The 25010-nt window shown below is 65.2% G+C and carries 26 protein-coding genes; 14 read left to right on the top strand and 12 right to left on the bottom strand.

The window, feature by feature from the left end; translation table 11 throughout:
• Positions 1 to 15: 15 nt before the first annotated feature.
• The 3 genes from QCE63_RS19120 (at position 16) to QCE63_RS19110 (ending at position 2551) form a co-directional block, all read left to right on the top strand.
• A complete protein-coding gene (locus tag QCE63_RS19120; RefSeq protein WP_309835165.1) occupies positions 16 to 897 on the top strand; it encodes an alpha/beta hydrolase in 882 nt (293 codons plus the stop codon).
• Complete coding sequence (locus QCE63_RS19115) at positions 894 to 2147, top strand: hydantoinase/carbamoylase family amidase (protein ID WP_309835163.1); 1254 nt, start codon at positions 894 to 896, stop codon at positions 2145 to 2147. Before QCE63_RS19120 ends, QCE63_RS19115 begins: the two co-directional genes overlap by 4 nt.
• Positions 2148 to 2209: 62 nt before the next feature.
• Positions 2210 to 2551, top strand: coding sequence for a DUF3140 domain-containing protein (locus tag QCE63_RS19110; protein ID WP_309835162.1), 342 nt, complete (start codon positions 2210 to 2212; stop codon positions 2549 to 2551).
• 23 nt (positions 2552 to 2574) lie between these two features.
• Here the strand turns inward: QCE63_RS19110 and QCE63_RS19105 are convergent, their stop codons facing one another.
• On the bottom strand, positions 2575 to 3531 hold the full coding sequence (locus tag QCE63_RS19105; protein ID WP_309835161.1) for a zinc-binding alcohol dehydrogenase family protein: 957 nt from the start codon (positions 3529 to 3531) through the stop codon (positions 2575 to 2577).
• Positions 3528 to 3806 (bottom strand): hypothetical protein, encoded by a 279-nt coding sequence (locus QCE63_RS19100; protein WP_309835160.1) that lies wholly within the window; start codon positions 3804 to 3806, stop codon positions 3528 to 3530. The genes QCE63_RS19105 and QCE63_RS19100 overlap by 4 nt, the downstream gene beginning before the upstream one ends.
• Positions 3807 to 3903: 97 nt before the next feature.
• On the opposite strand from QCE63_RS19100, the gene QCE63_RS19095 reads away from it, so the two are divergent.
• The 6 genes from QCE63_RS19095 to QCE63_RS19070 all read left to right on the top strand — a co-directional run bounded on the left by QCE63_RS19095 (position 3904) and on the right by QCE63_RS19070 (position 7688).
• Complete coding sequence (locus QCE63_RS19095) at positions 3904 to 4680, top strand: helix-turn-helix transcriptional regulator (protein ID WP_309835158.1); 777 nt, start codon at positions 3904 to 3906, stop codon at positions 4678 to 4680.
• Positions 4681 to 4742: 62 nt separating this feature from the next.
• A complete protein-coding gene (locus tag QCE63_RS19090; RefSeq protein ID WP_309835156.1) occupies positions 4743 to 5897 on the top strand; it encodes a phytanoyl-CoA dioxygenase family protein in 1155 nt (384 codons plus the stop codon).
• Between the two features lie 140 nt (positions 5898 to 6037).
• Positions 6038 to 6208 (top strand): hypothetical protein, encoded by a 171-nt coding sequence (locus tag QCE63_RS19085; protein ID WP_309814673.1) that lies wholly within the window; start codon positions 6038 to 6040, stop codon positions 6206 to 6208.
• 3 nt (positions 6209 to 6211) lie between these two features.
• On the top strand, positions 6212 to 6394 hold the full coding sequence (locus QCE63_RS19080) for a DUF6726 family protein (RefSeq protein WP_309835155.1): 183 nt from the start codon (positions 6212 to 6214) through the stop codon (positions 6392 to 6394).
• 1 nt (position 6395) lies between these two features.
• Complete coding sequence (locus QCE63_RS19075) at positions 6396 to 7016, top strand: hypothetical protein (RefSeq protein ID WP_309835154.1); 621 nt, start codon at positions 6396 to 6398, stop codon at positions 7014 to 7016.
• Positions 7017 to 7034: 18 nt separating this feature from the next.
• Positions 7035 to 7688, top strand: coding sequence for a flagellar basal body L-ring protein FlgH (locus QCE63_RS19070; RefSeq protein ID WP_309835153.1), 654 nt, complete (start codon positions 7035 to 7037; stop codon positions 7686 to 7688).
• Positions 7689 to 7703: 15 nt separating this feature from the next.
• On the opposite strand, the gene QCE63_RS19065 is transcribed toward QCE63_RS19070, so the two are convergent.
• Positions 7704 to 8453: a response regulator gene (locus QCE63_RS19065; RefSeq protein WP_309835151.1), complete on the bottom strand. Its 750-nt coding sequence runs from the start codon at positions 8451 to 8453 to the stop codon at positions 7704 to 7706.
• Positions 8454 to 8686: 233 nt separating this feature from the next.
• Between QCE63_RS19065 and QCE63_RS19060 the strand changes: the two genes are divergently transcribed.
• From QCE63_RS19060 to QCE63_RS19050, 3 genes are read left to right on the top strand one after another with little or no spacing between them, the layout of a single operon-like run.
• Positions 8687 to 9415, top strand: coding sequence for a response regulator (locus tag QCE63_RS19060; protein ID WP_309835150.1), 729 nt, complete (start codon positions 8687 to 8689; stop codon positions 9413 to 9415).
• Positions 9416 to 9419: 4 nt separating this feature from the next.
• Positions 9420 to 10715 carry an ATP-binding protein gene (locus tag QCE63_RS19055; protein WP_309835149.1) on the top strand — a complete coding sequence of 432 codons (1296 nt, stop codon included), beginning with the start codon at positions 9420 to 9422 and terminating at the stop codon, positions 10713 to 10715.
• Positions 10712 to 11587: a tyrosine-protein phosphatase gene (locus tag QCE63_RS19050; RefSeq protein WP_309835148.1), complete on the top strand. Its 876-nt coding sequence runs from the start codon at positions 10712 to 10714 to the stop codon at positions 11585 to 11587. Before QCE63_RS19055 ends, QCE63_RS19050 begins: the two co-directional genes overlap by 4 nt.
• 154 nt (positions 11588 to 11741) lie before the next feature.
• On the opposite strand, the gene QCE63_RS19045 is transcribed toward QCE63_RS19050, so the two are convergent.
• The 6 genes from QCE63_RS19045 to QCE63_RS19020 all read right to left on the bottom strand — a co-directional run bounded on the left by QCE63_RS19045 (position 11742) and on the right by QCE63_RS19020 (position 17918).
• Positions 11742 to 12272 carry a hypothetical protein gene (locus tag QCE63_RS19045; RefSeq protein WP_309835147.1) on the bottom strand — a complete coding sequence of 177 codons (531 nt, stop codon included), beginning with the start codon at positions 12270 to 12272 and terminating at the stop codon, positions 11742 to 11744.
• 25 nt (positions 12273 to 12297) lie between these two features.
• Positions 12298 to 12840: a hypothetical protein gene (locus QCE63_RS19040; protein WP_309835145.1), complete on the bottom strand. Its 543-nt coding sequence runs from the start codon at positions 12838 to 12840 to the stop codon at positions 12298 to 12300.
• A 93-nt stretch (positions 12841 to 12933) separates the two neighbouring features.
• Entirely contained in the window at positions 12934 to 13215 is a 282-nt protein-coding gene (locus QCE63_RS19035) for a hypothetical protein (protein WP_309835144.1), read from the bottom strand.
• Positions 13216 to 13302: 87 nt separating this feature from the next.
• A complete protein-coding gene (locus tag QCE63_RS19030; protein WP_309835489.1) occupies positions 13303 to 14319 on the bottom strand; it encodes a lipopolysaccharide biosynthesis protein in 1017 nt (338 codons plus the stop codon).
• Between the two features lie 637 nt (positions 14320 to 14956).
• Entirely contained in the window at positions 14957 to 16417 is a 1461-nt protein-coding gene (locus QCE63_RS19025; protein WP_309835143.1) for a TIGR00366 family protein, read from the bottom strand.
• A gap of 40 nt (positions 16418 to 16457) precedes the next feature.
• Complete coding sequence (locus tag QCE63_RS19020; protein WP_309835142.1) at positions 16458 to 17918, bottom strand: amidase family protein; 1461 nt, start codon at positions 17916 to 17918, stop codon at positions 16458 to 16460.
• A 177-nt stretch (positions 17919 to 18095) separates the two neighbouring features.
• Here QCE63_RS19020 and QCE63_RS19015 point away from each other — a divergent pair, with 177 nt between their 5' ends.
• Positions 18096 to 18989 (top strand): LysR family transcriptional regulator, encoded by an 894-nt coding sequence (locus QCE63_RS19015; RefSeq protein ID WP_309835140.1) that lies wholly within the window; start codon positions 18096 to 18098, stop codon positions 18987 to 18989.
• Between the two features lie 25 nt (positions 18990 to 19014).
• On the opposite strand, the gene QCE63_RS19010 is transcribed toward QCE63_RS19015, so the two are convergent.
• The 3 genes from QCE63_RS19010 to QCE63_RS19000 all read right to left on the bottom strand — a co-directional run bounded on the left by QCE63_RS19010 (position 19015) and on the right by QCE63_RS19000 (position 23442).
• On the bottom strand, positions 19015 to 20790 hold the full coding sequence (locus QCE63_RS19010) for a tannase/feruloyl esterase family alpha/beta hydrolase (protein WP_309835139.1): 1776 nt from the start codon (positions 20788 to 20790) through the stop codon (positions 19015 to 19017).
• Between the two features lie 94 nt (positions 20791 to 20884).
• Positions 20885 to 22099, bottom strand: coding sequence for a porin (locus QCE63_RS19005; RefSeq protein ID WP_309835488.1), 1215 nt, complete (start codon positions 22097 to 22099; stop codon positions 20885 to 20887).
• A 410-nt stretch (positions 22100 to 22509) separates the two neighbouring features.
• Positions 22510 to 23442, bottom strand: coding sequence for a LysR family transcriptional regulator (locus QCE63_RS19000; RefSeq protein WP_309835138.1), 933 nt, complete (start codon positions 23440 to 23442; stop codon positions 22510 to 22512).
• 100 nt (positions 23443 to 23542) lie between these two features.
• Between QCE63_RS19000 and QCE63_RS18995 the strand changes: the two genes are divergently transcribed.
• Positions 23543 to 24964 carry an aldehyde dehydrogenase family protein gene (locus QCE63_RS18995; protein ID WP_309835137.1) on the top strand — a complete coding sequence of 474 codons (1422 nt, stop codon included), beginning with the start codon at positions 23543 to 23545 and terminating at the stop codon, positions 24962 to 24964.
• Positions 24965 to 25010 lie beyond the last annotated feature (46 nt).

The following is a 25010-nucleotide window of genomic DNA, read 5'->3' as shown; positions in this document are numbered from 1 at the left end:
GAGGCCGGTACCGACATGCCGTATCTGAAAACTTCCGACGATGTGAACCTGTATTACGAAGAAGCGGGCGAAGGCACGCCGCTCGTCTTCGTGCATGAATTCGGCGGCGACCTGCGCAGTTGGGAACCGCAGATGCGCTACTTCAGCCGGCGTTATCGCTGCATTGCCTTCGCGGCGCGCGGCTATGCGCCGTCCGACGTGCCCGACGACATCGAGCGCTATTCGCAGTCCATCGCCGCGCGCGATATCCGCGACGTGCTCGATGCGTTGAAGATCGATCGCGCGCATATCGTGGGCTTGTCGATGGGCGGCTTCGCGACGCTGCACTTCGGGCTCGATTATCCGGAGCGTGCGCGTTCGCTGGTGATCGCGGGCGCGGGCTATGGCGCGGAGAAAGCTTTCGAGGACCACTTCCGCGACGTGTCGCTGGAAGTTGCGAAGCAGTTCGAGGCGCAGGGCGCCGCGCAGTTCTCGAAGACCTATGCGCTGGCGGCATCGCGCATTGCGTTCCAGGTGAAGGACCCGCGCGGCTGGCTCGAATTCGCGACGATGCTCGGCGAACATTCCGCGCGCGGCTCGGCGCTGACGATGCGCGGCGTGCAGGCGCGACGTCCGTCCATCTATGACCTCGAAGCCCGTCTTCAGGCGATGACGGTGCCTACGCTGATCGTCGTCGGCGACGAGGACGATCATTGTCTTCAACCCGGCATCTTCCTGAAGCGCACGGTGCCCGCGAGCGGACTTGTCGTGATGGCGAAGACCGGCCATACGCTCAATCTCGAAGAACCGGCGCTGTTCAATCAGCATGTCGCGGAGTTTCTCGCGATGGTCGAGCAGGACCGCTGGCTGCCGCGTGATCCGCGCGCGGTGCCCGCGCAGATCATGAAGACATCATGAGTGCGCCGCTACAGACCCGTGCAAGCGCGTTTGTCGATGAGCAGCGTCTCGCTGGCCGGCTCGACGCGATGGCGCGCATCGGCGCCACGGAGAAGGGCGGCGTGAATCGGCAGGCGCTGTCGGCGGAAGATGCACAGGCACAGCGCGAACTCGTGCGCTGGGGCGAGGCGCTGGGCCTGAAGCCGTCCGTCGATGCCATCGGCAATCTGTTTCTGCGCCTCGAAGGCACGGACGCGGACGCGGCGCCGGTGCTGTCGGGATCGCATCTCGATTCGCAACCGACCGGCGGTCAGTTCGACGGCGTCTATGGCGTGCTGGCCGCGTTCGAAGCGGTCGAGGCGATCATCGCTTCGGGCGTGAGGCCGCGTGCGTCCATCGATATCGTTGCGTGGATGAATGAGGAGGGTTCCCGTTTTGCGCCCGGCATGATGGGGTCGGCGGTGTTTGCGGGGGCGCGTGAACTGGATCAGGTACGCGCCGTGACGGACAAAGGCGGCGTCAGCGTGGCGGCGGCGCTTGCGGACGTGCGCGCGGTGCTGAATGAGGTGCCCGAGCGTGCTCTGGGGCTGCGGCCGGCCGCGTTTGTCGAAGCGCATATCGAGCAGGGCCCGATGCTGGAAAGGGAAGGATTGACCATCGGCGTCGTGACGGGCATTCAGGGCAAGCGCACGTTCAAGGTGCGCGTGGACGGCGAGGCCGCGCACGCGGGCACGTCCACGCGCGCGGAACGCAAGGACGCGCTGCTGGCCGCCATCGCGATGGTGCAGGCGCTGGCCGATGCGATGCACGACGCCGAAGACATCGTGAAGTTCACGGTCGGGCGTTTCGATGTGAAGCCGAGTGCGCCGTCGGTGGTGGCGAGTTCGGTGGATTTTTCCATCGATTTGCGGCATCCCGACTCGGACACGCTGACACGTCTCGGCGACCGCATCGCGTCGATCTGCGAGGCGCATGCGGGCGTGTGTACGGTGCAGGTGACGGAGCTTTCCACGGCGATGTCGCTCGACTTTCCCGCACGGATGCGCGACCTCATCCGTGACGCTGCGGCAAGGCTCGATCTGCCGCATCGCGACATCCTGTCCACTGCGGGCCACGATGCGCGCTATCTGCACGCGGTGTGTCCGAGCGGCATGATCTTCGTGCCGTCGCATCTCGGGCTGACGCATTGCGAGGCGGAATTCACGGCGTCGGCGGATCTGGCTGCCGGAGCGCGCGTGCTCGCGGATGTGCTCGTCGAGCTGGCTTTCTGAAGGCGGGAGCGGACTTTGCTGATTGAGCATGCAAGGTTCGCTCGACGCAAAGGGAGGGATTCATGACCGCGCATCATGATGAAGCAGAAGACGCAGAGACATACGCGACGTTCAAGGAACTCGTCAACATGACGGCGTCGCAACTCCACACATGGCTCGATACCGACGAGTCCCGCGAAGTCGGACAGAAGAATGACGGCGGGGAGTCGGTGGGGCACAGGTCGGGGCGGCACATCATCGACATTCTCGGCAAGAAGAAAGCCGATCTCGGCGCCGACGACTACGCGCACATGCGCAAGGTGAACGGCTACGTGAAGCGGCACCTTGCGCAGCGTCCGCATGAGGTCGAGCATTCGCACTGGCGTTACTCGCTGATGAACTGGGGGCATGATCCACTCAAATGAGCGCTCAAGTGAGCGCGCGTGCCTCAGCCGTTCACGAACACGATGCGGTCGCGTCCAGCATCGTCGTTCCAGTGCTCGGCGAGATGCGGCATCGGCACGGCTTTCGTTTCCACGCGCAAGCCGCCTTCCGCGGCCGCATTCAACACCGCTTGCATGGCCGCGAACAGACGCGGCATCGCGACGCTTCCCAGCCCGCTGCCGAGCAGACTGATCGCGCTCGATCGCAACACGGCCGCCGGCAGCGTGATCTCCTGCGCGCTCATCGAACCGATCTGCACGAAGCGCAGCGCGCGTTGTGCTTCGGATACACGCGCGGCGGCAATCAGCAGCGCCCGCGCGGTCGGCCCCCACAGATAGTCCAGCACGATATCGACGCCTTCCGCGCAATGCGCTTCGAATGCGCGGCTCAGTGCGGCTTCGTCGCCGTCAAGGGTGATCGTCGTGTCCGCGCCCATTTCGCGCAGTCGGTCGAGCATCGCGCGATTGCGTCCCGTCGCGATGATCTTGCCCGCGCCGAGCCGCTTCGCCACCTGCACGGCAAGCTGCCCCGACGCGCCGGTCGCGCCGTTGATCAAGACCGTCTCGCCGGCAACGAACTTCGCGCGCTCCGTGAGCGCCGCCCATGACGACATGCCCGGAATGGCGATGGCGGCGGCATCGATGTCGTCGATGGAATCGGCCAGCGGCAGACAATGATCAAGCGGCACCAGCGTGCGCTCGGCCATCGCGCCGAACGGCGCGACAGGACCAAAGAAGTAGACGCGCCGGCCATCGTCGAGACGACCCGCACCATCGACGCCTGCGACGAACGGATAGATCTTCGACGACGAATAATGCTCGCCGGATGCCCGTCCGCGCGTCAGGCGGCTCAACGCCGACGCGCCCACTTTCACGATGCCTTGTTCACGCGAGGCGACCGGTTCATCGAATTCGATCCACGTGGGTTGGGTGCCTGCCTGCTTGACGACTGCTGCTTTCATGCTTGCTCCTGGTTGATGGTTGTGCCGAGTCCGGTCATCCATGCGCGCAACGCGGGGTCGCGGATGTCCAGCACGTCGAACAGGCCGAGCGCGAGCAATGCCGGCAAGGCTTCCTCGATGTCGCGTCCGGCTTCCGCGCGGCTCGCGGGACTGGCGTGCGGATCGCTCCACACGCGCGCATTGACGAGAAACGCGCCGACCGTGCCCTTGCGGATCGTCGTGCCGTTGAGACGGGTTTCGTCGAGATGATCGGGAAGCATCTGGCTGGCTCGCATCGCGTAAGGCTCCGTGAATGAATCAATGAAGCCGAGTCTAGACGTGCGTCAAAGGCCCGTCTCCGGTATAAAGGCCATTCGATACCGCATTCCGGCCATGAATACACCCCTGATTCGCCCCGATCTGGTGATGTCACAGGACGGCCCTTTCCTCGCCGCCGCCGAACTCACGCAAAGCGAGCCGCGCGAAGTGGCTTCGCATAGCCACGCGCGCGGCCAGTTGATGGGCGCGTCGAGCGGGCTGGTGTCGATTGGCGTCGATACGCGCCAGTGGGTCGTGCCCGCCGTTCATGCCATCTGGATTCCGCCGCATCGGCCGCATTCGGTGCGGTCCTACGGACCGTTCTCGGGATGGAGTGTCTTCGTGACCGAGGCGCGTTGCGCGGCCTTGCCCGCCGAGCCGCGCGCCATACGCGCCACGCCGCTGCTGCGTGAAGCGGTGCATCGCGCGTCCTCGTGGCAGGACGACCGGCTCGATGCAGCGCGGACGCGCATCGCCGACGTCATCCTCGATGAACTCGCCGCAGCGCCCGAAGCGCCGTTTCATCTACAGCGTCCGCGCGATCCGGCCTTGCTGAAGATCACCGACGCGCTCGCCAACGATCTCGCCGATAACCGCCGTCTCGAAGAATGGGCCGCGTGGGCGGGGGTCTCGCCGCGCACGTTGAGCCGGCGCTTCATGGCCGATACCGGGTTGACCTTCGCGCAATGGCGTCAGCAGGCGCGCATGCTGCGGGCGCTGGAGCGCGTGGCCGATCGTGTGCCGGTGACGACCATCGCGCTGGAAACGGGCTACGAGAACATCAGTGCGTTCATCGACGTGTTTCGCCGCACGTTCGGCACGACGCCCGGGCGTTATCACGCGAGCGACTGAACGCGTCTGGCTTGCTGGCGGGGCGGTTCGGGATACTATCGTCGAACGAGCGAGGAGGAGACATGAGCCAGACGAACTGGTACGACGAGCACGCCTGTTCCCTCGATGACTTCAAACGCGACCTCGCGCAGGAAGAGGCGCATCCGCCGCGTTACGCCGCCGCGATGCAGCGAGGCATTCCGCTCTATGACTGCCGCGCGCTGGGCGACGATGCGCCTCAACGCATGGCCTTGCAGGCGGAATGGGCCGAGGTGCTGCGCGCGGGCGCCGGTGTGCTGGTCCTGAAGCATGCCTACGCCGATACCGCTCTAATCGACGACGCCACCGCCGTCTTCGAAGACATCATCCGGCAAGAGCGCGAGCAGGGCACGAGCCGCGCGGATCACTTCGCGAAGGCCGGCGCCAACGACCGCATCTGGAACGCGCAGGAAAAGCTCTGTCTGCAAGCACCCGAGGTCTTCGCGCGCTACTTCGCGAACCCGTTCCTCGCGTGCATGGCCGAAGCGTGGCTCGGTCCGGCGTATCAGATGACGTCGCAGGTCAATGTCGTGCGGCCGGGCGGCGCGGCGCAGGAGGCGCATCGCGACTATCACCTCGGTTTCCAGACCGAAGACGAAGTTCGCCGCTATCCCGCGCATGTTCACGCGATGTCGCCGTTCCTGACCTTGCAGGGCGCGGTGGCACACAGCGACATGCCGGTGGAAAGCGGTCCGACGAAGCTCCTGCCGTTTTCGCAGCGTTACGCACAAGGCTATCTCGCGTGGCGGCGCGCGGACTTTCGCGACTATTTCGAAGCGCACTGCGTGCAACTGCCGCTCGAAAAGGGCGACGCGCTGTTCTTCAGCCCCGCGCTGTTCCATGCGGCGGGCGCCAACCATACGCGCGACGTGCAGCGCATGGCCAACTTGTTGCAGGTGTCGTCGGCCTACGGGCGGGCGATGGAATCGCTGGATCGCGCGCGCATGTGCGAAGCCGTGTATCCGTTCCTGAGCGAATGCAAGTCTGCCGGCCGCATGAGTGATGACGAGATCGAAGCGGTCATCGCTTCGTGCGCGGAGGGCTATGCCTTTCCGACGAATCTCGATCGCGATCCGCCTTCGGGCGGTCTCGCGCCGCCGAGTCAGCAAGCGTTGCTGCGCGAGGCGCTGCGCGAAGGCTGGCCGCTGCACAGCCTGACCGACGCGCTGCGCCAGCACGCATGGAAACGCACGACATAAAACATTCGGTACGCGTGCGTAACGCCTTGTAAGCACTGACGAAAAGCGCATTTTTCTCAACCGATCGCCGTGCCTCGCGCCCGGAGAAGATGGCTGCCGTTGCAAGCAGCAACGTCCATTTTCTTCAAGGAGCGCGCAGGATGAACGTCAACAGTCCCCTCAACAGCCACGCGGTGCCGCAGACGGCGAACACACTGCCGATCCGGCGCAACACCGAAGTCCCGGCGGCCGAAAGCCTTCCCTCGACCACGACGAAGACGCCGGTGAGCAATCCCGCGCATCTCGGCAATCACGTCGATACGACCGCCTGAGCCATGCCTGCGATCGTTCGATTCGCGCTCGCGTGCGCGGCGCTCGCATCGTGTCCGCTGACGCTCGAAGGCTGCGCCCTCGCCGCGCTGCCGTGCCGCGTGACGGCCGCGACGCTCAAGGTCGTGCCGGTGGTCGGCCACGCGGCGGCCACGCCGTTCGATGTCTGCGCCTCGGCGATCGACTGACATGAAGCGCATCCTTCTGCCCTGCGCGCTTCTCGCCGCCATGCTGTGGTCCGCAACCGCACAGGCGCAGCAACCGTTCGACTTTCGCGGGCTGCGGCTCGGCGTTCCGCTGGATGTCTTCCGCCGCGAAGAGCCCGCGCGCGCCACGCCGCCGCGCAGTGTCGCGCTGTGCGACACGGACGTCGAAGCGGCGGCGCTCGGCATGGTGCTGCGCGATCCGCACAGCCTCACCATCAGCTGCAAGTGGGCGCATCGCGGCGAGTCGGGATGGCAGGCGTCGCAAGCCGTCGTCGATGGCGCTCCCGCGCGCGATCACGTGCTGCGCTTCGCCGCGATGCCGGGCGATCCGACGCCGCGCCTGTATCGCATGTCATTCGTGATCGAGGCCCGCGTGGCCGACGACCTCGGCGCGGCCTTGTCGTCGCGTTTCGGTGCGGGCCGCGTCGTGCGCGCGAACGGCTACCGGACGCGCCGCTGGGAGAACGCGACGAGCTCCATCACGCTGGAGGCGAACGGCGCGTCGGCGACAGCGCGCGTGATCTATCGCCTGAAAGCCTACGAAACCTGGTTGCGCGAGACCGAAGACACATGGCGTCTCGCCGCCCTGCATGACACCCCTTGAATCCCGGAAAGCATCGTCATGAAATTGACAGTCTTGCTGTGCGCGTGTGCGCTGTCGGCGTGTTCGTCGCCGCGGTCCATCGTCGAGATGCCGACTTATGCGCCGACGGTCGCGCAGCCGGTCAACGTCAACACGCTCGGCGCGATTTATCAGGCGGGCAATTCCGTGTCGCTGTATGAGACCTCGCGCGCGCAGCGCGTGGGCGACGTGCTCACCATTCGCCTCGCCGAGTCCTACTCAGGCAGCAATACCGCCGATGCCAGCGCGAGCCGTGCGAGCAGCATCAGCGCCACGGCCGCCGATCAATCGACCGGCGCGGCCGCGCGCCTTGCACGCCTGTTCAACGTGGGTTCGGCGGATACCTCGTTCAAGGGCAACGGCAGCACCAGCAACCTGAGCGCGATGAGCGGCACGCTCGCGGTGTCGGTGATCGGCACCTTGCCGGGCGGGAATCTCGTGGTCGCAGGCGACAAGATCATCGCGATGAGCGGCAATCAGGATCAACTGCGTTTCTCCGGCATCGTCAATCCGAAGGATATCGAGGCGGGAAATTACGTGGCGTCGAACAAGGTGGCGAATGCGCGCATCGAACAGGCGGGCGTGGGCATGCTCGCCGATTCGACCACCATGGGATGGTTGCAGCACCTCTTCATGAGCGTGCTGACGTTCTAAGCTTGCGGCAACGCATCAATGCGACGGCCGCGCGGCAATGCGTCCCGCCGCGCTCGGATCGCCATGCGGCACGAAGATATAGCCCTGGCCCCAGACGGTCTGCACGTAGCGCGGCTCGGACGGATCGGTTTCGAGCAGACGGCGCAGCCGCCAGATCGATACGTCCAGACTGCGGTCGCGATGCGCACCCGCGCCGCGCAAATGCTCGTTCAGCTGCGCGCGCGAGAGCACGTTCATCTGGTTCTTCACGAGCGTCTTCAAGAGCGCGAATTCACCCGAGCGCAGCGCGATGCGTTCGCCGTCGCGGCGCAATTCACGCGCGCTGAAGTCCATCTCGAAGGGACCGAAGCGATAGCTCGGACGCATTTCCGGCGCGCCGGGGACGAACGACGGTGGACCGTTGCGGCGTCGCAGGATGGTGCGAATGCGCGCCAGCAGTTCGCGCGGATCGAAGGGCTTGCCGAGATAATCGTCCGCGCCGAGTTCGAGTCCGATCACGCGATCCAGCACGTCCGAACGCGCGGTGAGCAGGATCACGGGAATGTCGTCGTGGGCGTGGCGCAGTTCACGCAGCGCGCTGATGCCGTCCTTGCCCGGCATCATCACGTCGAGCACGACCAGCGCGGGCCGCAGGTTCTGCACGGCGCTCTTGAGCGCGATGCCGTCGTCCAGCACGGACACGTCGAGGCCGTGTTGCGTCAGAAAGTCGCGCACGTGTTCGCGCACGACGGGGTCGTCGTCGACCATGAGTACATGTGGTGTCATGCGCCGATTCTATGTTCGGCATCGGCGGTCTGACCATCGCGCGAAACTTTCCATTTCTTTCTGTTACGGCGTTCCTTGCGCATGGCGCAGGCCGCTGGCGTCCGTGGCGGCTGGCCGGACGGGTCGTTGTGTGCAAGGTCGCAAGGTCGCGGCGCGCGCTGCCGTAAGAAACGGTAATGTGCTGAATAAAGTAGCGCGCGCCGATTGGAATAAGCACCGAATAAAATTTCGATATGGCTACATCGGTTCTGATCGTCGACGACGATTCCGCGGTGCGCGATCTGCTGCGCCGCTTCTTTCATACGCAAGGCATCGAGGTCTCCGTGCTGCATGATGGCGCGGGGCTGCGCCGTCGTCTGGAACTGGAGCGTCCTTCCATCGTGGTGCTGGACATCATGATGCCGGATACCGACGGCCTGCGCGCGCTGCGCGACCTGCGCGCGGCGGGCGAGGACATTCCGGTGATCTTCGTGACGGGCTGCGACAGCGTGGCGCAGAAGATCACGGGACTGCAAACCGGCGCGGACGATTACCTTGCGAAACCTTTCGATCCGCGCGAACTGCTTGCGCGCATCGAGGCCGTGCTGCGGCGTCGCGCGAGCACGCCGAGCCAGCCCGAACGCTGCGCCCGCGAACGCTTCGGACGCTTCGAAGTGGACTTCGTCACGCGCGCGCTGATCTGCGGCGAGCAGCGCATTCCGCTGCGCGAAAGCGAGTTCGCGTTGCTCAAGGTGTTCATCAAGCATCCGTACAAGGTGCTGTCGCGCGTGCTGTTGCATGACCTCGTGCATCGCGACGACCTGCCGTTCCGCGACCGTGGCCTCGACGTGCCGGTCTGGCGGCTGCGCCGTCTGATCGAGGACGATCCGTCGCAGCCGCGTCACTTGCAGACGGTGCGCGGGCAAGGCTTCGTCTTCGTGCCCGATGGAGAGCACGCGGCGCTCGAACGCATCCGGGCCTAGCACGATGCGGCTGGCTGCTTTCTCGCCGCGCGGCATCGCGGATACCTTGTTCGGGCGCATGGCGCTGCTGTCGGTCTGCGTGCTGCTGGTGTTGCAGGGCGGATGGTTCGCGATGCTCCATATTCAAGCGCCGCACAAGGAAGCCGATGGTTATGCGCGCGCGCTGCTGATCGTGCTCGAAGCCGCGCACAACGACGTGACGCTCGGCGGCAAGCTGATGCGCCAGACGCGTGTGCATATCGTGCCGGTCTGGAACATGCCGGAGCCGCTCGAACTGCAGGATCCGCGCACGACGCGTCACGCGCATCTCGCGAAACAGATTGCCGATGGCTTGCCGCCTGGCTCGCAGATCGCAGTCGACAGCATCGGCCGCAAGATGCCGCGCCTGTGGGTGCGTTATCCGTCGAGCGCGTTCTGGATCGTCACGCCCATCGACCTTCCGCCGCCCGCGCCCATCTTCACCGAGTCCATCGTGTTGCTGTGCGGCGCGCTGCTGCTGTCGCTGTTCGTCACCTGGCAATTGCAGCGTCCGCTGGCGCGGGTCGCGCAGGCCGCGCGGCGCTTCGGCAGCGGCGAGCGTCCGGTGCCAGTGGGCGAACATGGGCCGCGCGAGTTGCGCGATCTGATCGGTGCGTTCAATCAGATGGTGAGCAAGATCGCCGAGGCCGACGACGATCGCGCGGTCATGCTCGCCGGCATCGCACACGACTTGAAGGCGCCGCTCACGCGGCTGTCGCTGCGCGCGACGGTGCTCGCGAAGGACGAGCGCGAACGCGCGCATTTCCTGCGCGACATCGACTCGATGACGCGCATCGTGCAGCAGTTCCTGGAGTTCGCCGCGCGCGCGCCGTCCGAAAGCGCGCCGGCGGGCGTGGATGCATTCATCGCGGAACAGTTTGCCGCGCCCGAGGACGGCGACGATGCGCTGTTCCGGCTGTCGCTGCACGCGGGCGATGGGTTCGTGCTGCCGCGCACCTTCATCGACCGGCTGCTGACCAATCTCGTCGATAACGCCTTCGAACACGGCGAGCCGCCTGTGGAGATCAGGACCGCGCGGCTGCGTGCTGACTGGCTGATCGAAGTGCGCGATCACGGCACCGGCATTCCCGACACACAACTCGACGATGCGCTGCGCCCCTTCGTGCGGCTCGATCCCGCGCGCAGCGGCAACGGACATTGCGGACTGGGTCTTGCCATCGTCGAACGCCTTGTACGCGAACAGCATGGCCGCTGTGAGATCGGCAACGCCGAGGGCGGCGGGCTGGTCGTGCGTATCGTCATTCCCGTTGAATCAACATGATCGACACTTCGCTATCTCCGACCTCGCGTCGCGCTTTCCTGCGCGGCGCCGCGCTGCTCTCGACCGCTTTCGGCGCGAGTGCGCTGCTGTCCGCGTGCGGCGGCGCGAGCGACGAAGCCGTGATGGCTGACACGCCGCGCGTGGCATCGGTCGAAAACTTCCGCGACGTGGCCGGTATCGGCGATGGCTATGCCTCGCTCGATGGACGCCGTCTGCGACGCGGCGTGTTCTATCGCTCGGGCGCGTTCGCGCCCAACGATGCCGATGCCGCCGCGCTCGCTCGGCTCGGACTGCGTGCGCTGCATGATCTGCGCATGGTGGCCGAGGCCTCGCTGGCGGTGGATCGCGTGCCCGCGAATGCGGTGCGCGAGACGCATGAAGTCGCGCCGATCGATGTCGTCTCCGCCACGCCGCATGATGCGACGGCGGCAAGCGCATGGATGATCGAACGGCAGCGCAAGCTGGTCACGGATCCGGTGGCCCGGTTGCAGTTCGGTCTGCTGCTCACGCGGCTGGCGCGCGTCAGCGGGCCGCAAGTGATTCATGGCGCGGCGGGCAAGGACCGGACCGGCTGGGCGGCGGCGCTGCTGCTGGCCATCGCGGAGGTGCCGCTCGACGTGATCATCCAGGACTATCTGCTGACCAACACGGCGGCCCAGCCGCAGATTGCCGCGCGCATGCAGGCGCATTCGGCGCGGCTCGGCACGACCATGGCAACCGTGGCGCCGCTGTATCAGGCGCAGAGCGCGACCATCGAAGCCGCCTTCGACGAGATGGTTGGCAGCTTCGGCACGCTCAACGATTACCTCTCGCAAGGGCTGTCGTTGAGCGGGAACGACATCGGCATGTTGCGCGCGAAGCTGCTGGCCTGATGTCGCGCGTCCGCTGCATAAAAAAAGCGGCTCGCCTGAGACAGGTGAGCCGCAAGAGGGATCGGTACAACTCGTACTACGCACGCAGATTAGCATCGCGGCATCGTTCCTCGAGCCAATGGAAAGATGCGGAAAGGAAGGCAGGGCTCAAGGTTCATGGCGCCTGTGCAACCACCATGCGTCCCACCAGCGCATCCAGCTTTTGCCGGGCGCTGGCGAAGCGGTCCATGCTGAGGTCGTTGGTCTCGTAGCGCGCGGTGACGAGAATCTGGCCGCGCCGCAGCAGCGTCAGATCGATGGCGGACAGATACGACACCGGGTTGCTGCTGAACGCATGCTTGTCCCAGCTCGTGGTTGCGGCATAGACGAGCATCGCCTCGCAACCGGGCGGCGACGTGCCGGGGTTATAGACCGTCGAATTGACGCCGCGTCGCTGCAACGAGACTTGCAGATTGGGGACGAAGTCACCGGTTGCGACCGTCTGGTTCAGTTCGATGCACACCGATTGCAGCGACGCCGGCTCGCCCGTCACCGAAGTCGGGGACGAATAGTTCGACGCCACCGAGAAGCCGGCCTGCACGAGCGAGCCGGCGGCATCGGCTGCGGTGATCAGGGTCCATGTGCAGCCAGTCAGCGCGCTCGCGCCCAGGGCGAGCGCCAACGCGAGGGAGAGACGCCCGGGCATGGCCGTGTGCTTGCGTATTGCGGGGTCAGCGCACGACGCGCAAGCGCACCGTGTTCGCTCCTTCGATTGTGGCGGTCAGCGTCGTAACGCGTGACGTGTCCGCCGTGCGCAAGACGAAATGCTGGCGCGTGGCGCTGTTGACGTCGTGACGCACGTCGGGGAAGCATGAAGCGATGTCCGCGCCGAGTTCCTGTAACGGATCGGCGACGACACCGTCCGCGCCCCAGTGCGCGCGCCAGCGGCAATCGTAGGCGTGTGCGCTGCCGCGACACGTGCCCTGACCCGGCGAACCGGCAGGAAGCAGCGGGCGGCTCTGCGCGAGCGTGCCGAACGACGGCGCGGCGACGATCGTCTGCAATGCCGTGCAGACGTCAGGCAGATCTTCGGCGGAGGCGGGGAGCATCGGCGCGAGCAGCACGGCGGCGGCGAGCGCGCGGCCCAGCGCGAGAGTGAAGGAGCGGGTGGCGATGTGTTGAGCGTGCATGACCTGGCGTAATGTCGAATGAGGAAACACCGCGTGGCGCGGTGCGCAGCGCGTCGTCCGCGCGGCATCAGCATCGTCGCGCATGACCACGCGTTCCGATTCGGCAAGCAACACGCCGATTCGACAAGTTGTTTCCAGGTATTAACTCGACCTCTTCAAGCCGGCTTCAAACCGTCTTCAAACGAACAGCGAGATGATCCCGCCGATCGTCGCCGCGGCCGCGACCCACTTGCCCGCAGTGTAGAAGCCGTTCGCATCGGTGGCCTGCACTTCAGGGCGTTCGAGGCCCAGCGCGCCGTATGCGAAGGACTTCACCGACGAAGGCTCGGCGGTTTGCGCCGGTCCGTCATCGGTGGTGGTGTCGGCGGTTGTATCGGTATCGGCATCGGCCACGCGACGCTGCACAGGCGCGTCCGCGCTCACGTAGGCACTCGTGGTGGTCGCACCGGAGATCTGCATCGCTATCCTCGTCGTTATTGGTCTGGCGGACTGCAATAACGGCGAGCCGCGCGCATGCTTGAACGCGCGGATCTTTCCCTTTCTTACTTACTCCGGGTGGCTCTGCACGAAGTCCTTGTACGAGTAGTACGCGGGCTTCTTCGTGGTGCCGTCGCCCTCGATCAGACCGTAGTTGCCTTCGCTGTCGTCATAGAGCTGGAAGCCCTGGATGGACTGGATGTTGTACTTCGACGCGACGCTCACGTACTGCGCCATCATCGTGTCCCCGGTGATGTACGACGCGATCTGGTTGTACGAACCATAGTCGGGCCGCACGCCGAACTCGTTGATCCAGATGGGCTTGCCCATGTTGTGCAGCACTTGCAGCACGTCATGACAGCCCGTGCCGCCGCAGGCGTTGGTGATGTCGCCTTCATTCGAATACCAGTGCCACGACGTGATGTCCCATGACACGGCGGGATGACCCCAGGTGCCGTCCGGTTGCGAGCCGTCCGCGAGCATCTGGAAGAACGCATAGTGCAGCCAGGTGCCGCCGAGAATGATTTTCGCCGATCCATCCACCGACTTCACGCCCGCGATCATCCCGCGAATCGCACCGCGCGCCAGCATGTAAGAGCTGTTGTCGTAGTGCTTCCATAGCACGCCATCCACGTTGCCGTTGAGCGTCTTCGCTTCCAGTTCGTTGCCGACCTCGTAGTACGCATAGTGATACGAGCTGGCTGTCTGCTGGCCGAGTTGATAGCCGGCGTTGTAGGCATCGTCTTCGCTGTTGTAGTTCAGGTTCGCCATCAACACGGGATACATCGTCACGCCGCCATCGGCCATGACCTTCGCGACCTTGGCCAGCGCGGCCGCCGAGGTCGAGCTATAGACGTCGTTGCGATAGATGGTCGCGCCGAGATCCTGGAGCTGCGCGAGCTGGGTCTGCGGACTGGTGGCGTCGTAGGCGCCGCCATTGGTGTTGTGTCCGTTCATGCCGTAGAAGATCGAGCCGTTGCTCGCGGCCTTCGACGTGGCCTTGGGCGTCGCGGCCTTGCCCGTGGCGGCATCCACCGCGCTGTCATTGCCGCCGCCGCATGCGGTGAGCATCGCGCTCGCGAGCATGGCGGTGATCAACGCGGCGCGGGTCGGCGCGTGAAGGGAATGGGATGTTGAGCGTGAGGCTTGAGTCGATGATTTCATGAACATGAGGATGGCGAATCAAACGGTTCGAATTGAGAGCGACCAGATTCAGTAAAGCAGCCGGTTTAATTGCGAACGGGCGTTAGTTATCCGAATGACAACACACGAACGGACGCGGCTCCCGTTCAATTGAGCGAGAGTCGTGAGGCCCAGGTTGTACTGGCTTGGCTGTTATCCGCATGCTGATGCGCATGGCTCGCCATGCGTTCAGGGTGCGGACGCCGCTGGGCCATTCAAATGGCGAGCGGCTTGACGAGTCACACCAAACGGGTTGGATGTGACGTCGGTAACATGTGCTGTGATGGCCCGCGCGATACGTCAGATTTACTAACTAACAGGCGGATTGGGTGGGCCGTCGAAAACATTGCGGGACAACCATCACAGCGGAGGAAAGGTTACTTCGTTAAGAGGTGGAAGTAAACCCGACACGCGGAAAAAACATCTTCGTTCGAAGGCGGACGCGAAAGTTTGTTCTGTATTTAATGGTCCTTATCGCAGCCGTTTTCATGCGTCAGGCTCGATACCGATTACCTCGTTTTTCTTCGGAAGAATACGGGTGTCAAGGAAGTATGGGCGGATGATAAATGAGTGTCGGCGCGAGCAGCCATAGCAGTGCGAGCACGAGCACCGTGCCGCTGATGAACTGCGCGAACGTGAAGCCGACCAGATCGCGTGCCTTCAATCCCAGTATGCCGAGCAAGGGCAGCATCCAGAACGGATTGATCAGGTTTGGCAATGCTTCCGCTGCGTTATAGATCTGCACGGCCCAGCCGAGATGCACATGCAGATCGTTGGCGGCCTGCATCACATAGGGCGCCTCGATGATCCACTTGCCGCCGCCCGATGGCACGAAGAAGCCGAGCACCGCTGAATACACCCCCATGACGAGCGCGAAGCTGTCCGTCGATGCAATGCTCACGAACAGGCTCGACAGATGATGGGTCAGCGACTCGCCCGCTGCGCTCTTCGCTGACGTCAGCATGCTCGCAATGGCGCCATAGAGGGGAAACTGGATGAGCACGCCGGCCGTCACCGGCACGGCTTTGGATACCGCGCGCAGGAAGCGCTTTGGCCGCCAGTGCAGCAGCATGCCGAGCAACAGGAAGATCAGGTTGTACGTGTTGAGCCCGGAGATGGCGACGAGCCAGTTCCTGCCCGCGAACTCGTTGATGACCCAGCCCGCGCCCAGTGCGACTAGCACGAGGATCAGCACGGGACTGTATTCGAGCCATTCGCCGGGCCGTTCGCGCGGAGGCAAGCTGTCCTCGATGTTGTCGAGCGTCACGCCGAGGTCGCTGGCCGTGCGTGCGCGCGCCTCGCCCGGCGCGGTCCACCATGCGATCAGCGTCGAGCTGACGATGAGCGCCGCGGAGATGACGAGGCTTTGCCAGAGGAACAGCGTCTCGCTGAAGGGGATGACGCCGGTGATGGGCAACAGCGTGGCGGGAATGCTCGCGGCATTCGCCTGCAACTGCGCGGCCGATGAACTCAAGCCCATTGCCCAGGTCGCGCCGATGCCGAGATAAGCCGCCGCGCCCGCTGCGCGATAGTCCATGCGCAGATCGTCACGGCGCGCGAGCTCGCGCACCAGTAGCCCCGCAAAGACAAGACTGATGGCCCAGTGCAGCAACGAAGTCAGCACGCTCAGGAACGCGACATAGGCCACGGCGGCGCGTCCGTCGCGAGGCACCCGGGCTGCGCGCGTGACAAGCCGCGCAACCGGCGGCGAACTCGCGATCACATAACCGGTGATGGCGACCATGGCCATTTGCATCGTGAACGGAATCAGGCTCCAGAAGCCGTTGCCGAACGATACGGCCACGGCGCGCGGCGACGCGCCCATCGCCAGTGCGCCGAGCGCGACCGCGAGGACCGTAAGGGCAACGAAGACGAACGCATCGGGATACCATTTCTCGCACCAGGCCGTGACGCGCAGTGCGAGGCGTTCGAGCGCGGGAACGGCTGCTTCGTCGGCGCGCGCAATGGGCGTGGCCACGATCTTTTTGCTTTCCACCGACATGATGTTTCTCCTCCATCTGATGGGGATCGGGCAGGGCGTGTCAGGCAAGCGCCGCTTGCGGATCGTGCGCGGCACGGCCCAGCGTCGTTTCGAGCACGCGCGCCGCGCCGAGCAGGTCGAAGTCGCCGCGCGGACGTCCAAGCAGTTGCAGGCCCACGGGGCGGCCATCGTCCGTGAAGCCCGCAGGGATGCTGATCGCGGGACAGCCGGTCAGCGTCAGCACGAAGGTCAGGTACATCCAGTCGATGTACGAATCGAGCGGCGTGCCGTCGATCTCGGTCGGATAGCGCTGCTCCACGGCGAACGGCGCGACGGCCACGGTCGGACAGGCGAGCACGTCGTAGTCGTCGAAGAAGGCGCTGACGCGCTGGAACAGCTCGCCGCGCAGACGCTCCGCGCGCGCCACATCGGCGCCGCTTTGCCGCAGGCCTTTCTCGATGTTCCAGATGATCTCCGGGCAGATGCGCTCGCGTTCGCTGGCGAGCAGCGGACCGCGCACGGCTGCGACTAGATTCGCACGTAAGGTCTGGAAGGCTTCGAAGCCGCCCGTGAAGTCGGGATGGCCTTCATCGACATGCGCGCCGGCATCGGCGAAACGTGCGGCCGCCTGTGCGCAGATGCGCGTGACCTGCGCCTCCACCCGGCCGATGCCCAGATTCGCCGTGAAGCCGACGCGCCGCGGTCCGCGCGGATGCCGCACGGCTTCCACGAACGGCACGGGCGGGCGCGCATACGACAGCGGATCGCGCGCATCGAAGTGCGACTGGGCATCGAGCATCAGCGCGACGTCGGCGACGCTGCGGCCCATCGGACCTTCGACCCAAAGGGCATCGTAGGGCGCCACCGATACCGGACGCGGTACGCGCCCGACGCTCGGCCGCATGCCCACGATGCCGCAATAACTGGCGGGAATGCGCAGGCTGCCGCCGAGGTCGTTGCCCGTCGCGAGCCACACCATGCCCGCCGCGAGCGCCGCCGCCGATCCGCCCGAGGAACCGCCCGCCGTGAGTTGCGTATTCCACGGGTTGCGGGTCGCGCCGAACACGGTGTTGAAGGTGTTGGCGCCGGCGAACTCGGGCACGTTGGACTTCGCGAGCGGTATCGCGCCATGCCGTTCGAGATTCGCCACCGTCAGGTCCGAGCGCGCCGCGACGTTGTGCCGGTAGATCGGCGAGCCGTAGGTGGTCGGCAGGCCGGCGAGGTCGTTGTAGTCTTTCACGGCGACCGGCAATCCGCCGAGCCAGCCCGGCGTCGCGAGCGTGGCGTCGTCGGGCCGGGGGAAGTGACGCGCCTGTTCGCGCGCGGCTTCGAAGCGGCGCAGCGGCAGCGCGTTGACGACCGGATCGATCTGCTCGATACGCGCGATCGCTGCATCGACAAGATCCAGCGGCGCGATCTCGCGCTTCTTCAGCAGTTCGACGGCTTCGCTCGCGCCGAGGCTGCAAAGGCCGTGAGCGTCGCGGGCGAGCGTGTTTTTCGGGGGGAGGGACGAGGCGGTCATGCGTGTCTCCGTCGTGGATGGGTTCGTGTGGCGTGAAGTAGTCCGCACGCTCGATGTGGTCCAGAATAGGGGCGGCTGCTTCCGCACGGAAATCACTTTCGCGGATGAAGCTCATAAGCGCGTCTTCTGACTCGTCAACGCATTGACCCTTCGACTCTTCGACCCGGGCGACACGACATGGACATCCGGCAACTTCGCACCTTCGTGACCGTCGCGCGCTTCGGCAGCGTGACCAAGGCGGCCGAGGCGCTGCACGTGACCCAGCCCGCTGTCAGCGGACAGTTGCGCAGCCTCGAGGAAGAGCTCGACGTACGGCTGCTCTCGCGCACGACAGCCTCAGTGACGCTCACGCAAAGCGGCGAGGCGCTGCTTGGACGAGCCGAACGCGCGATCGAGGCGTTCGGCGAATTCGTGCATGCGGCGCGGGGTTTTCGTGGACAGATCGAAGGACGGCTGCGCATCGGCTTCGTGATGCTGGATCCGGCCGCGTTGCGCGTCGGCCCCTTGCTTGCGGAGATGGTCGTGCGTCATCCGGGGCTGAAGATCGATCTTCAGGTGGGCCGCACGAGCTGGCTGCACGACGCGCTGCGCAGCGCCGAGATCGATGCCGCGCTTCTGGTCTGCAAGAAGCGTCCTGAAGGCACGGCGATGAAGGTGCTCGACGAGATGACCTTCAGGCTCGTCGTGCCGGCGTCATGGCATGACCTGCCTGAAGCCGGCCGGGCCACGCTCGACCTGCTCGCCGGCAAGCCCTGGATTCGCATGGCGCCGCGCAGCGGTCATCAGGAGGTGCTCGACGAAATCCTTCGGGCAGCGGCGTTCAAGCCCGTGGAAACGGTCGAGGCCGATCATGAACAGACGATGCGCGCGTTGGTCGCGGCAGGCGTGGGAGTCGGCGTGATGCGCGAAGCGTTGGCCATGCAGGCACGCGACGCGGGCGAAGCGGTCTTCTTCGGCGATTGCACGGCGACGACGCAAGTGGCCTTCGTATACGCCGAAGGGCGCGGCAGCGATCCCGCCATTCAGGCGACGCTTGCCGCGCTCGATGCCGTCTGGAGCCGCATCGCTTGAGAGGCGATGCGGCTGACGGCGTCGCTCAAGGCGTCGCTACACCCTGCGTCTTCGGCGTGTACGAGGTGTAGAAACTCGCGCCCGCCCATGCCGGCAACGCATCGGTGACGAGCGGCGCGCCCTGCGTCCAGTTGGCGCCGTCGTGCCAATCGCCGTTGCCGCTGAACTTCGCAACCGCCGGATACGGATACACCGGGCGCGACGCGGTGACCTTGCTGTCGGCATCGATCTGATAGCTCATGACCGCATTCGGCGCCGATCCCTGCTCGACCCAGCCCGTGATCTGCGACACCAGGTCGATGTTCGGGAAGCCCTCGCCGCCGCCGCAATGTCCGACGCCCGGCACCACATACAGCCGCGAGAACGCACTGGCGTTGGCTTCGCCCATCGTCTGCTGCACGGCCTCGTAATAGCGGATCGTGAAGAGCGGCGAGATGTGCTGGTCTGCCCAGCCGTGCCACAGGATCAGCTTGCCGCCCGCGTTCTTGAACGCCGAGAGGTCGGGACTCGTGGCGTCGTTGAGCGGATGGTTGGCTTGCAGATAGGCCGGGTAGAAGCTCGCATCCTGATAGCCGAAGGTATCGACAGTCGGTATCGCCGGCGATCCCGTGAAGATCAGGTTGTAGGCGCCGCTCACGATCAGGTAGCTGAACAGGCTCGTCACAGGCACCGCGGCATCCGTGGAGTTCGAGGTCGGCACTTCCACGCCAATCCAGTTTGCTTCTGAACCATACTGCGGCGAACCGCCGAGCATCCGCATGCCGGTGCTTGTATCGCTCGGGCCGCTGTAGATCTTCGTCGCGGTGGCGACCTCGGCGGCGGTGAGACACGTGCTCGTGTCGGTCGCGCTCGCGGCGCACTGGATGGTCGCGGGATTGAAGTGACAGGTGCGCGGATCGGCGAGCAGGCCATCCGGCACGCCCGCCTGGCCGCCGCATGCCGCGACCACCGCCTTGTGCAGCAGCTGCGCCTTGTCAGCGTACAGGACGGCCTTGCCCGCGCTGGTGCCGGTCGTGCTGTTCGATACCACGTTCCAGCCGTGATAGAGCGAGTTCTGGATCTGGAAATGTGCGGCCGGCGCGCCCGCGACGATGCCGTTGTAGTCCGCCGGATAACGTTGTGCCGCCATCAGCGCCTCACGTCCGCCGTCCGAGCAGCCGACGAAGTACGCATACTTTTGCGTCTGTCCGTAGTAAGCCTTGATGAGCTTCTTCGCGGCGAGCGTGGTGATGTGCTGGCCGCGATAGGCGAAGTCGGCCTGCTTCTGCGGATCGGTGCTCCAGGACGCATCCTGTCCCGAGTGGCCCATGTCGGTGGCCGCCGTCACGAAGCCGCCCTGCTGCACGAGCGGGCAGGTGTAGCTGAAGCTGAACGAAGTTTGTTTGGTCGGATCACTGAGATTGCCGCACAGGCCGCCGCAGCCGAGCGCGGCGAAACGCTGGGTCCACGAATCGACCGGCAAGGCGACCTCGAAGGTGTTGGCCGGCGCGAGCGTGCCCTTCACCGTGCAAAAGTTGACCGATGCGCCGTTGATGGTCGCGGCCGTGACCGTCGCCGAGGTGATCGTGCTGCCCGCGCCGCCTACGTCGCTGAGATCGACGGATGCCAGTTTCGAACAGTCGGTGACGGGTTTGACGACTGTCAGCGCAGTGTTCGCGGCTGTCTGGCTACTGTCATTGCCGCCGTTGCCGCCGCACGCGGTGAGCAGTACGGCGGCGAATCCGCACGCGAACACCGTGCACAACGATGCGGCCCGCGCGCGCGTGGCCGCGACGAGCCTTCTGGAAACCAGAGCTCTCATGGTTCTCTCCTGAAATTTCTTGTAATGTCGAACAGCGGAAGACAGCCTGCGCAACTGTGCGGCACTGTGCGCGCAGGCTGGAAGACACGGGAAGTCAGAAGCGATGGATGATGCCGACACCCGCGGCGAACATGCTGCGCGAGGCTGAGGGCGCGCCTTGGAAGCCGTCGCCGATGGACGCGTTTGCAGCGGTCTGACGGTTGGCCGTCGTGCCTGACGGCACCGCCAGCGTGCGGCCGTTGGCGCGCTGGAAGGCTTCGAGCGCGTACAGGCCGGTGCGTTTGGAAAGCGAGTAATACTGCGAGAGGTTGAACTGGTGATACGAGGCGGCATCGTCGATGCCGTTCGCCTTGCTCGCCCACGTATAGCTATAGCCGGCTGCGAAGTCCCACGCGGTTGTCGCCTTCCAGTGCAGCACTGAACCGACTGTGTTGAACACGGCTTCGTCGGTGAAGAGCGAATTGACGCCGGGGATGTACTGCACGTTCGAGTACGTGACCGAAACGTCCCATGCACTGTTGATCTGATAGCCGCCCGCGACCGCGAAACGCTGCTGCGCCTGGGCGCGCTGATAGCCCGCCGTGATTGCCGAAACGCCGGCCTGGCCGGAGCCGTCGGTGGCGCTGGTGCTGTTGATGGTGGTCGAACTGCTGTTGTAGATGCCGCCGCCGCTGGCCGCGTTGTTGATGCGCGAGAACGCCACCGTGCCGCCGATCGGGCCTTGTTGATACTGGATCGCGGCGGACCACGTCGAGCCCTGGTACACGCTGTCCGGCACGCCGGCGAGCGAATACGAACCGCTGACTGTGAAGCCGTATAACTTGGGCGAGGTGTAGACCGCCGAGTTGTTCGCCCGGTAGATGGTGTCCATGCCGTCGAGATCGCCGGGGTGCGCGCCGAAATAGCCGGTCAGCCAGTTGGTCGGGCTATAGGGCGAGAGCAGCGTGTAGTACGACGCGTACTGGCGGCCCAGGGTCAACGTGCCGTAGGCCGGATTGGTCAGCCCGACCCACGCCTGGCGGCCGAACATCGCATTGGTGAACTGCTGGCCGCCGCTGTTGATGTCGAAGCCGGATTCCAGCTGGAAGATGGCCTTGTTGCCGCCGCCGAGATCTTCGGCGCCCTTCAGCCCGAAGCGGCTGCCTGCCCAGATGCCCGAGGCCATCTTGACATTCGAGCGGCCCGCGTTGGACTTCGCGAGATTCGTCTGGCTGCTTTGATAGACGATCGAATCGTCGACGATGCCGTAGAGCGTCACGCTGCTCTGGGCGAACGCGGGCGCCGCGACGACCGCCGTGCCCGCGATCATGCCCGCGCCCAGACGCTTGAACGGTATCAGCGGCTTCAGCTGTTTCAGCGAATGTCTCACTCTCGTGTGCCCCTTCCTGGTTTGTCGTTGGTGTGCTCTCGCGAAGGCGGGGCGCATGATGCGACCCACGCCTGCGGATCCGAACGTACTCCGATGGATCGGCGCAAACAGAAAGGGTTAACCAGTGGGTGAATCCGCTCACGAGACGAGCAAGACGCGCTCGGGCCTTGTCTGAAGCGATGTATGCGGGCGCTCGTCGTGCCGCGCGGCGGGCGAAACGCGATAAACAAAACTGATGGGGCCGACAATGCTTCGCAAGGCGCGGTCACATGGTCGGTGAAACGAATGCGATGCGCTCAGACGGCCACACGCCATGTACGCGCCTCGCGATCAGCAAAAGAGATACGACGTCATGACGGTCGTCGACGCGGCCGGACAGGCTGCTCAGGCTTGACATCGGCGTGTTCGCGAATCATCTCGATCAGCGCGCGCAGCCCCGCAGGCACATGGCGACGACCGGGATAGTAGAGACACAGACCACCGAGTGGCGGCGTCCAGTCTTCGAGCACGCGCTTCAGCGTGCCATTGTCGAGATCGGCGCGGACGTTCCATTCGGTCAGATACGTGAGGCCGATGCCAGCGCGCGCCGCCACGAGCATGAGACCGGGATCGTCGAGTGTCAGCGCGCTCGCGCCGTCTATGCGCACGGCCTGGCCATGCTTCTCGAATTCCCATTGATAGATGGAACCGCTCGGCATGCGGCTGCGGATGCAGTCGTGCGCGGCGAGATCGGCGGGCGTGCGCGGCGGCTTGCGGCGCGCGAAGTAGGCCGGGCTGCCGACCACCGCGAAGCGCTGGCGCCGGCCGAACGGCACGGCGATCATGTCTTGCGGCACGATGTCCATCAGGCGAATGCCTGCGTCGAAACCTTCGACGACGATATCGATCAGCCGCCCCTCCGTGACGATATCCAGCTTCATGTCCGGATAGCGTTCGAGGAACGCGATGAACACCGCCATGACCTGGTGCGCCGCGCCGGCCGACGTATTGATGCGCAGCGTGCCCGAGGGCGTGTCGCGGAAGCTGCCCGCCTGCTCGAGCGCCTCGCGGATGCTCGTGAGCGCGGGCGCCACGTTCTGCACGAACTGCGCGCCCGCCTCCGTGAGCGACACGCTGCGCGTGGTCCGGTTGAAGAGCCGCACGCCGATGCGCGCCTCCAGCGCTGCGACGGTGTGACTCAGCGCGGAGGTGGACACGCTCAGGTCGCTTGCCGCCGCGCGAAAGCTGCGATGACGCGCCACGGCGAGCACCGCTTCGAGTTCGGTCATTCCAGTGGTTTTCATTATCCTGAATGGCTCAACAAGGCGTCCTTGATTGTACGGCTAGTTTAATCAATGGGATGGCTTTATCTTGTTCGCATTGGCTTTCAATCCAGGATCGAACATGCGGAACATCGAGCACATTTATATCGACGGCGCCTTCGTGACGCCGCACGGCGACGAGCTTTTCGAGCTCGTCAATCCCGCCACGGAACAGGTGATCGGCCGGGTGCGGCTAGGCGATGCGCAAGATGCGCGGCTCGCCATTGCCGCCGCGAAACGGGCGTTCCCGGCGCACTCGCGCACCAGCAAGCGCGAGCGTATCGACATGCTGAAACGCATGCACGAAGCGGTTCGCGCGCGAGAGGAAGATCTGTTCGAGGCGATCATCGAGGAGTACGGCGCGCCCGTGTCGCGCGGCCGCTGGATGGCGCAGCATGCCGCCAACGTGCTGCTCGACGCAGCCCGCGTGCTGGAAGACTATGCGTTCGAACGCCGCGCGGGATCGGCGCGAGTCGTGATGCAGCCGCTTGGCGTGGCAGGACTGATCACGCCGTGGAACAGCAACGCGGGCTTCATCTGCGGCAAGCTCGCGGCGGCGCTGGCGGCGGGCTGCACCGCCGTCATCAAGCCGAGCGAGATGAGCGCCATGCAGACGCGCGTCGTGACCGAGGCATTGCATGCGGCCGGGTTGCCGCCGGGCGTGTTCAACATCGTCACAGGTCGTGGCGAGACAGCGGGCGCGGAGATCGGCACGCATCCGGATGTGGCGAAGCTGTCGTTCACGGGTTCAACGGTGGTCGGCAAGTCGATCCTGCGCAACGCCGCGGAAACGCTCAAGCGCGTGACGCTGGAACTGGGTGGCAAGTCGCCGATGATCATTCTCGATGACGCCGATTTCGACGTCGCCGTGCCGCTCGCGCTCGATGCCGGCTTCATGAACAGCGGGCAGGCATGTATCGCGGGCACGCGCATTCTGGTGCCGCAGGCGCGCTTGCGCGAGTTCGAGGACAAGATGGTGCGCGCCGTGGCGAACGTGCAGGCAGGCGATCCGCGCGATCCGCGCACGACCGTCGGCCCGATGGTGAGCCGCAAGCAATGGGAGCGCGTGCAGCGCTATATCGGCATCGGCATCGAGGAAGGGGCGAGGCTGATTGCGGGAGGCGCGGGGCGGCTGGACGGCGCGAACGCGGGCTGGTTCGTGCGTCCGACCGTGTTCAGCGACGTGCGCAACGACATGACTATCGCGCGGGAGGAAATCTTTGGGCCGGTCCTTTCGATCATTCCCTATCGCGATACCGAAGACGCCATCTCCATTGCCAACGACACGCCCTACGGCTTGCAGGCGTACGTCTGTTCCGCCGATCAGGCTCGCGCGGGTGAAGTGGCGTCGCGCATCGAGGCGGGACGCGTGCTGGTCAATACGCTCGCGCACGAACCGCTCGCGCCGTTCGGCGGCTTCAAGCAATCGGGAATCGGGCGGGAGTACGGGACGTTTGGGATTGAAGCGTTTCTGGAGCCGAAGTCGTTGTTGGGCTTGAGTTGATCAAATAACGATGCAGCGGGAGCCGTGCCGGCTTCCCGCCATTGAA

This window comes from Caballeronia sp. LZ065, assembly GCF_031450975.1.
GTDB lineage: Bacteria > Pseudomonadota > Gammaproteobacteria > Burkholderiales > Burkholderiaceae > Caballeronia.
The sequence above is the reverse complement of the archived record's forward strand: the minus strand, read 5'-3'. Positions and strand labels throughout refer to the sequence as shown.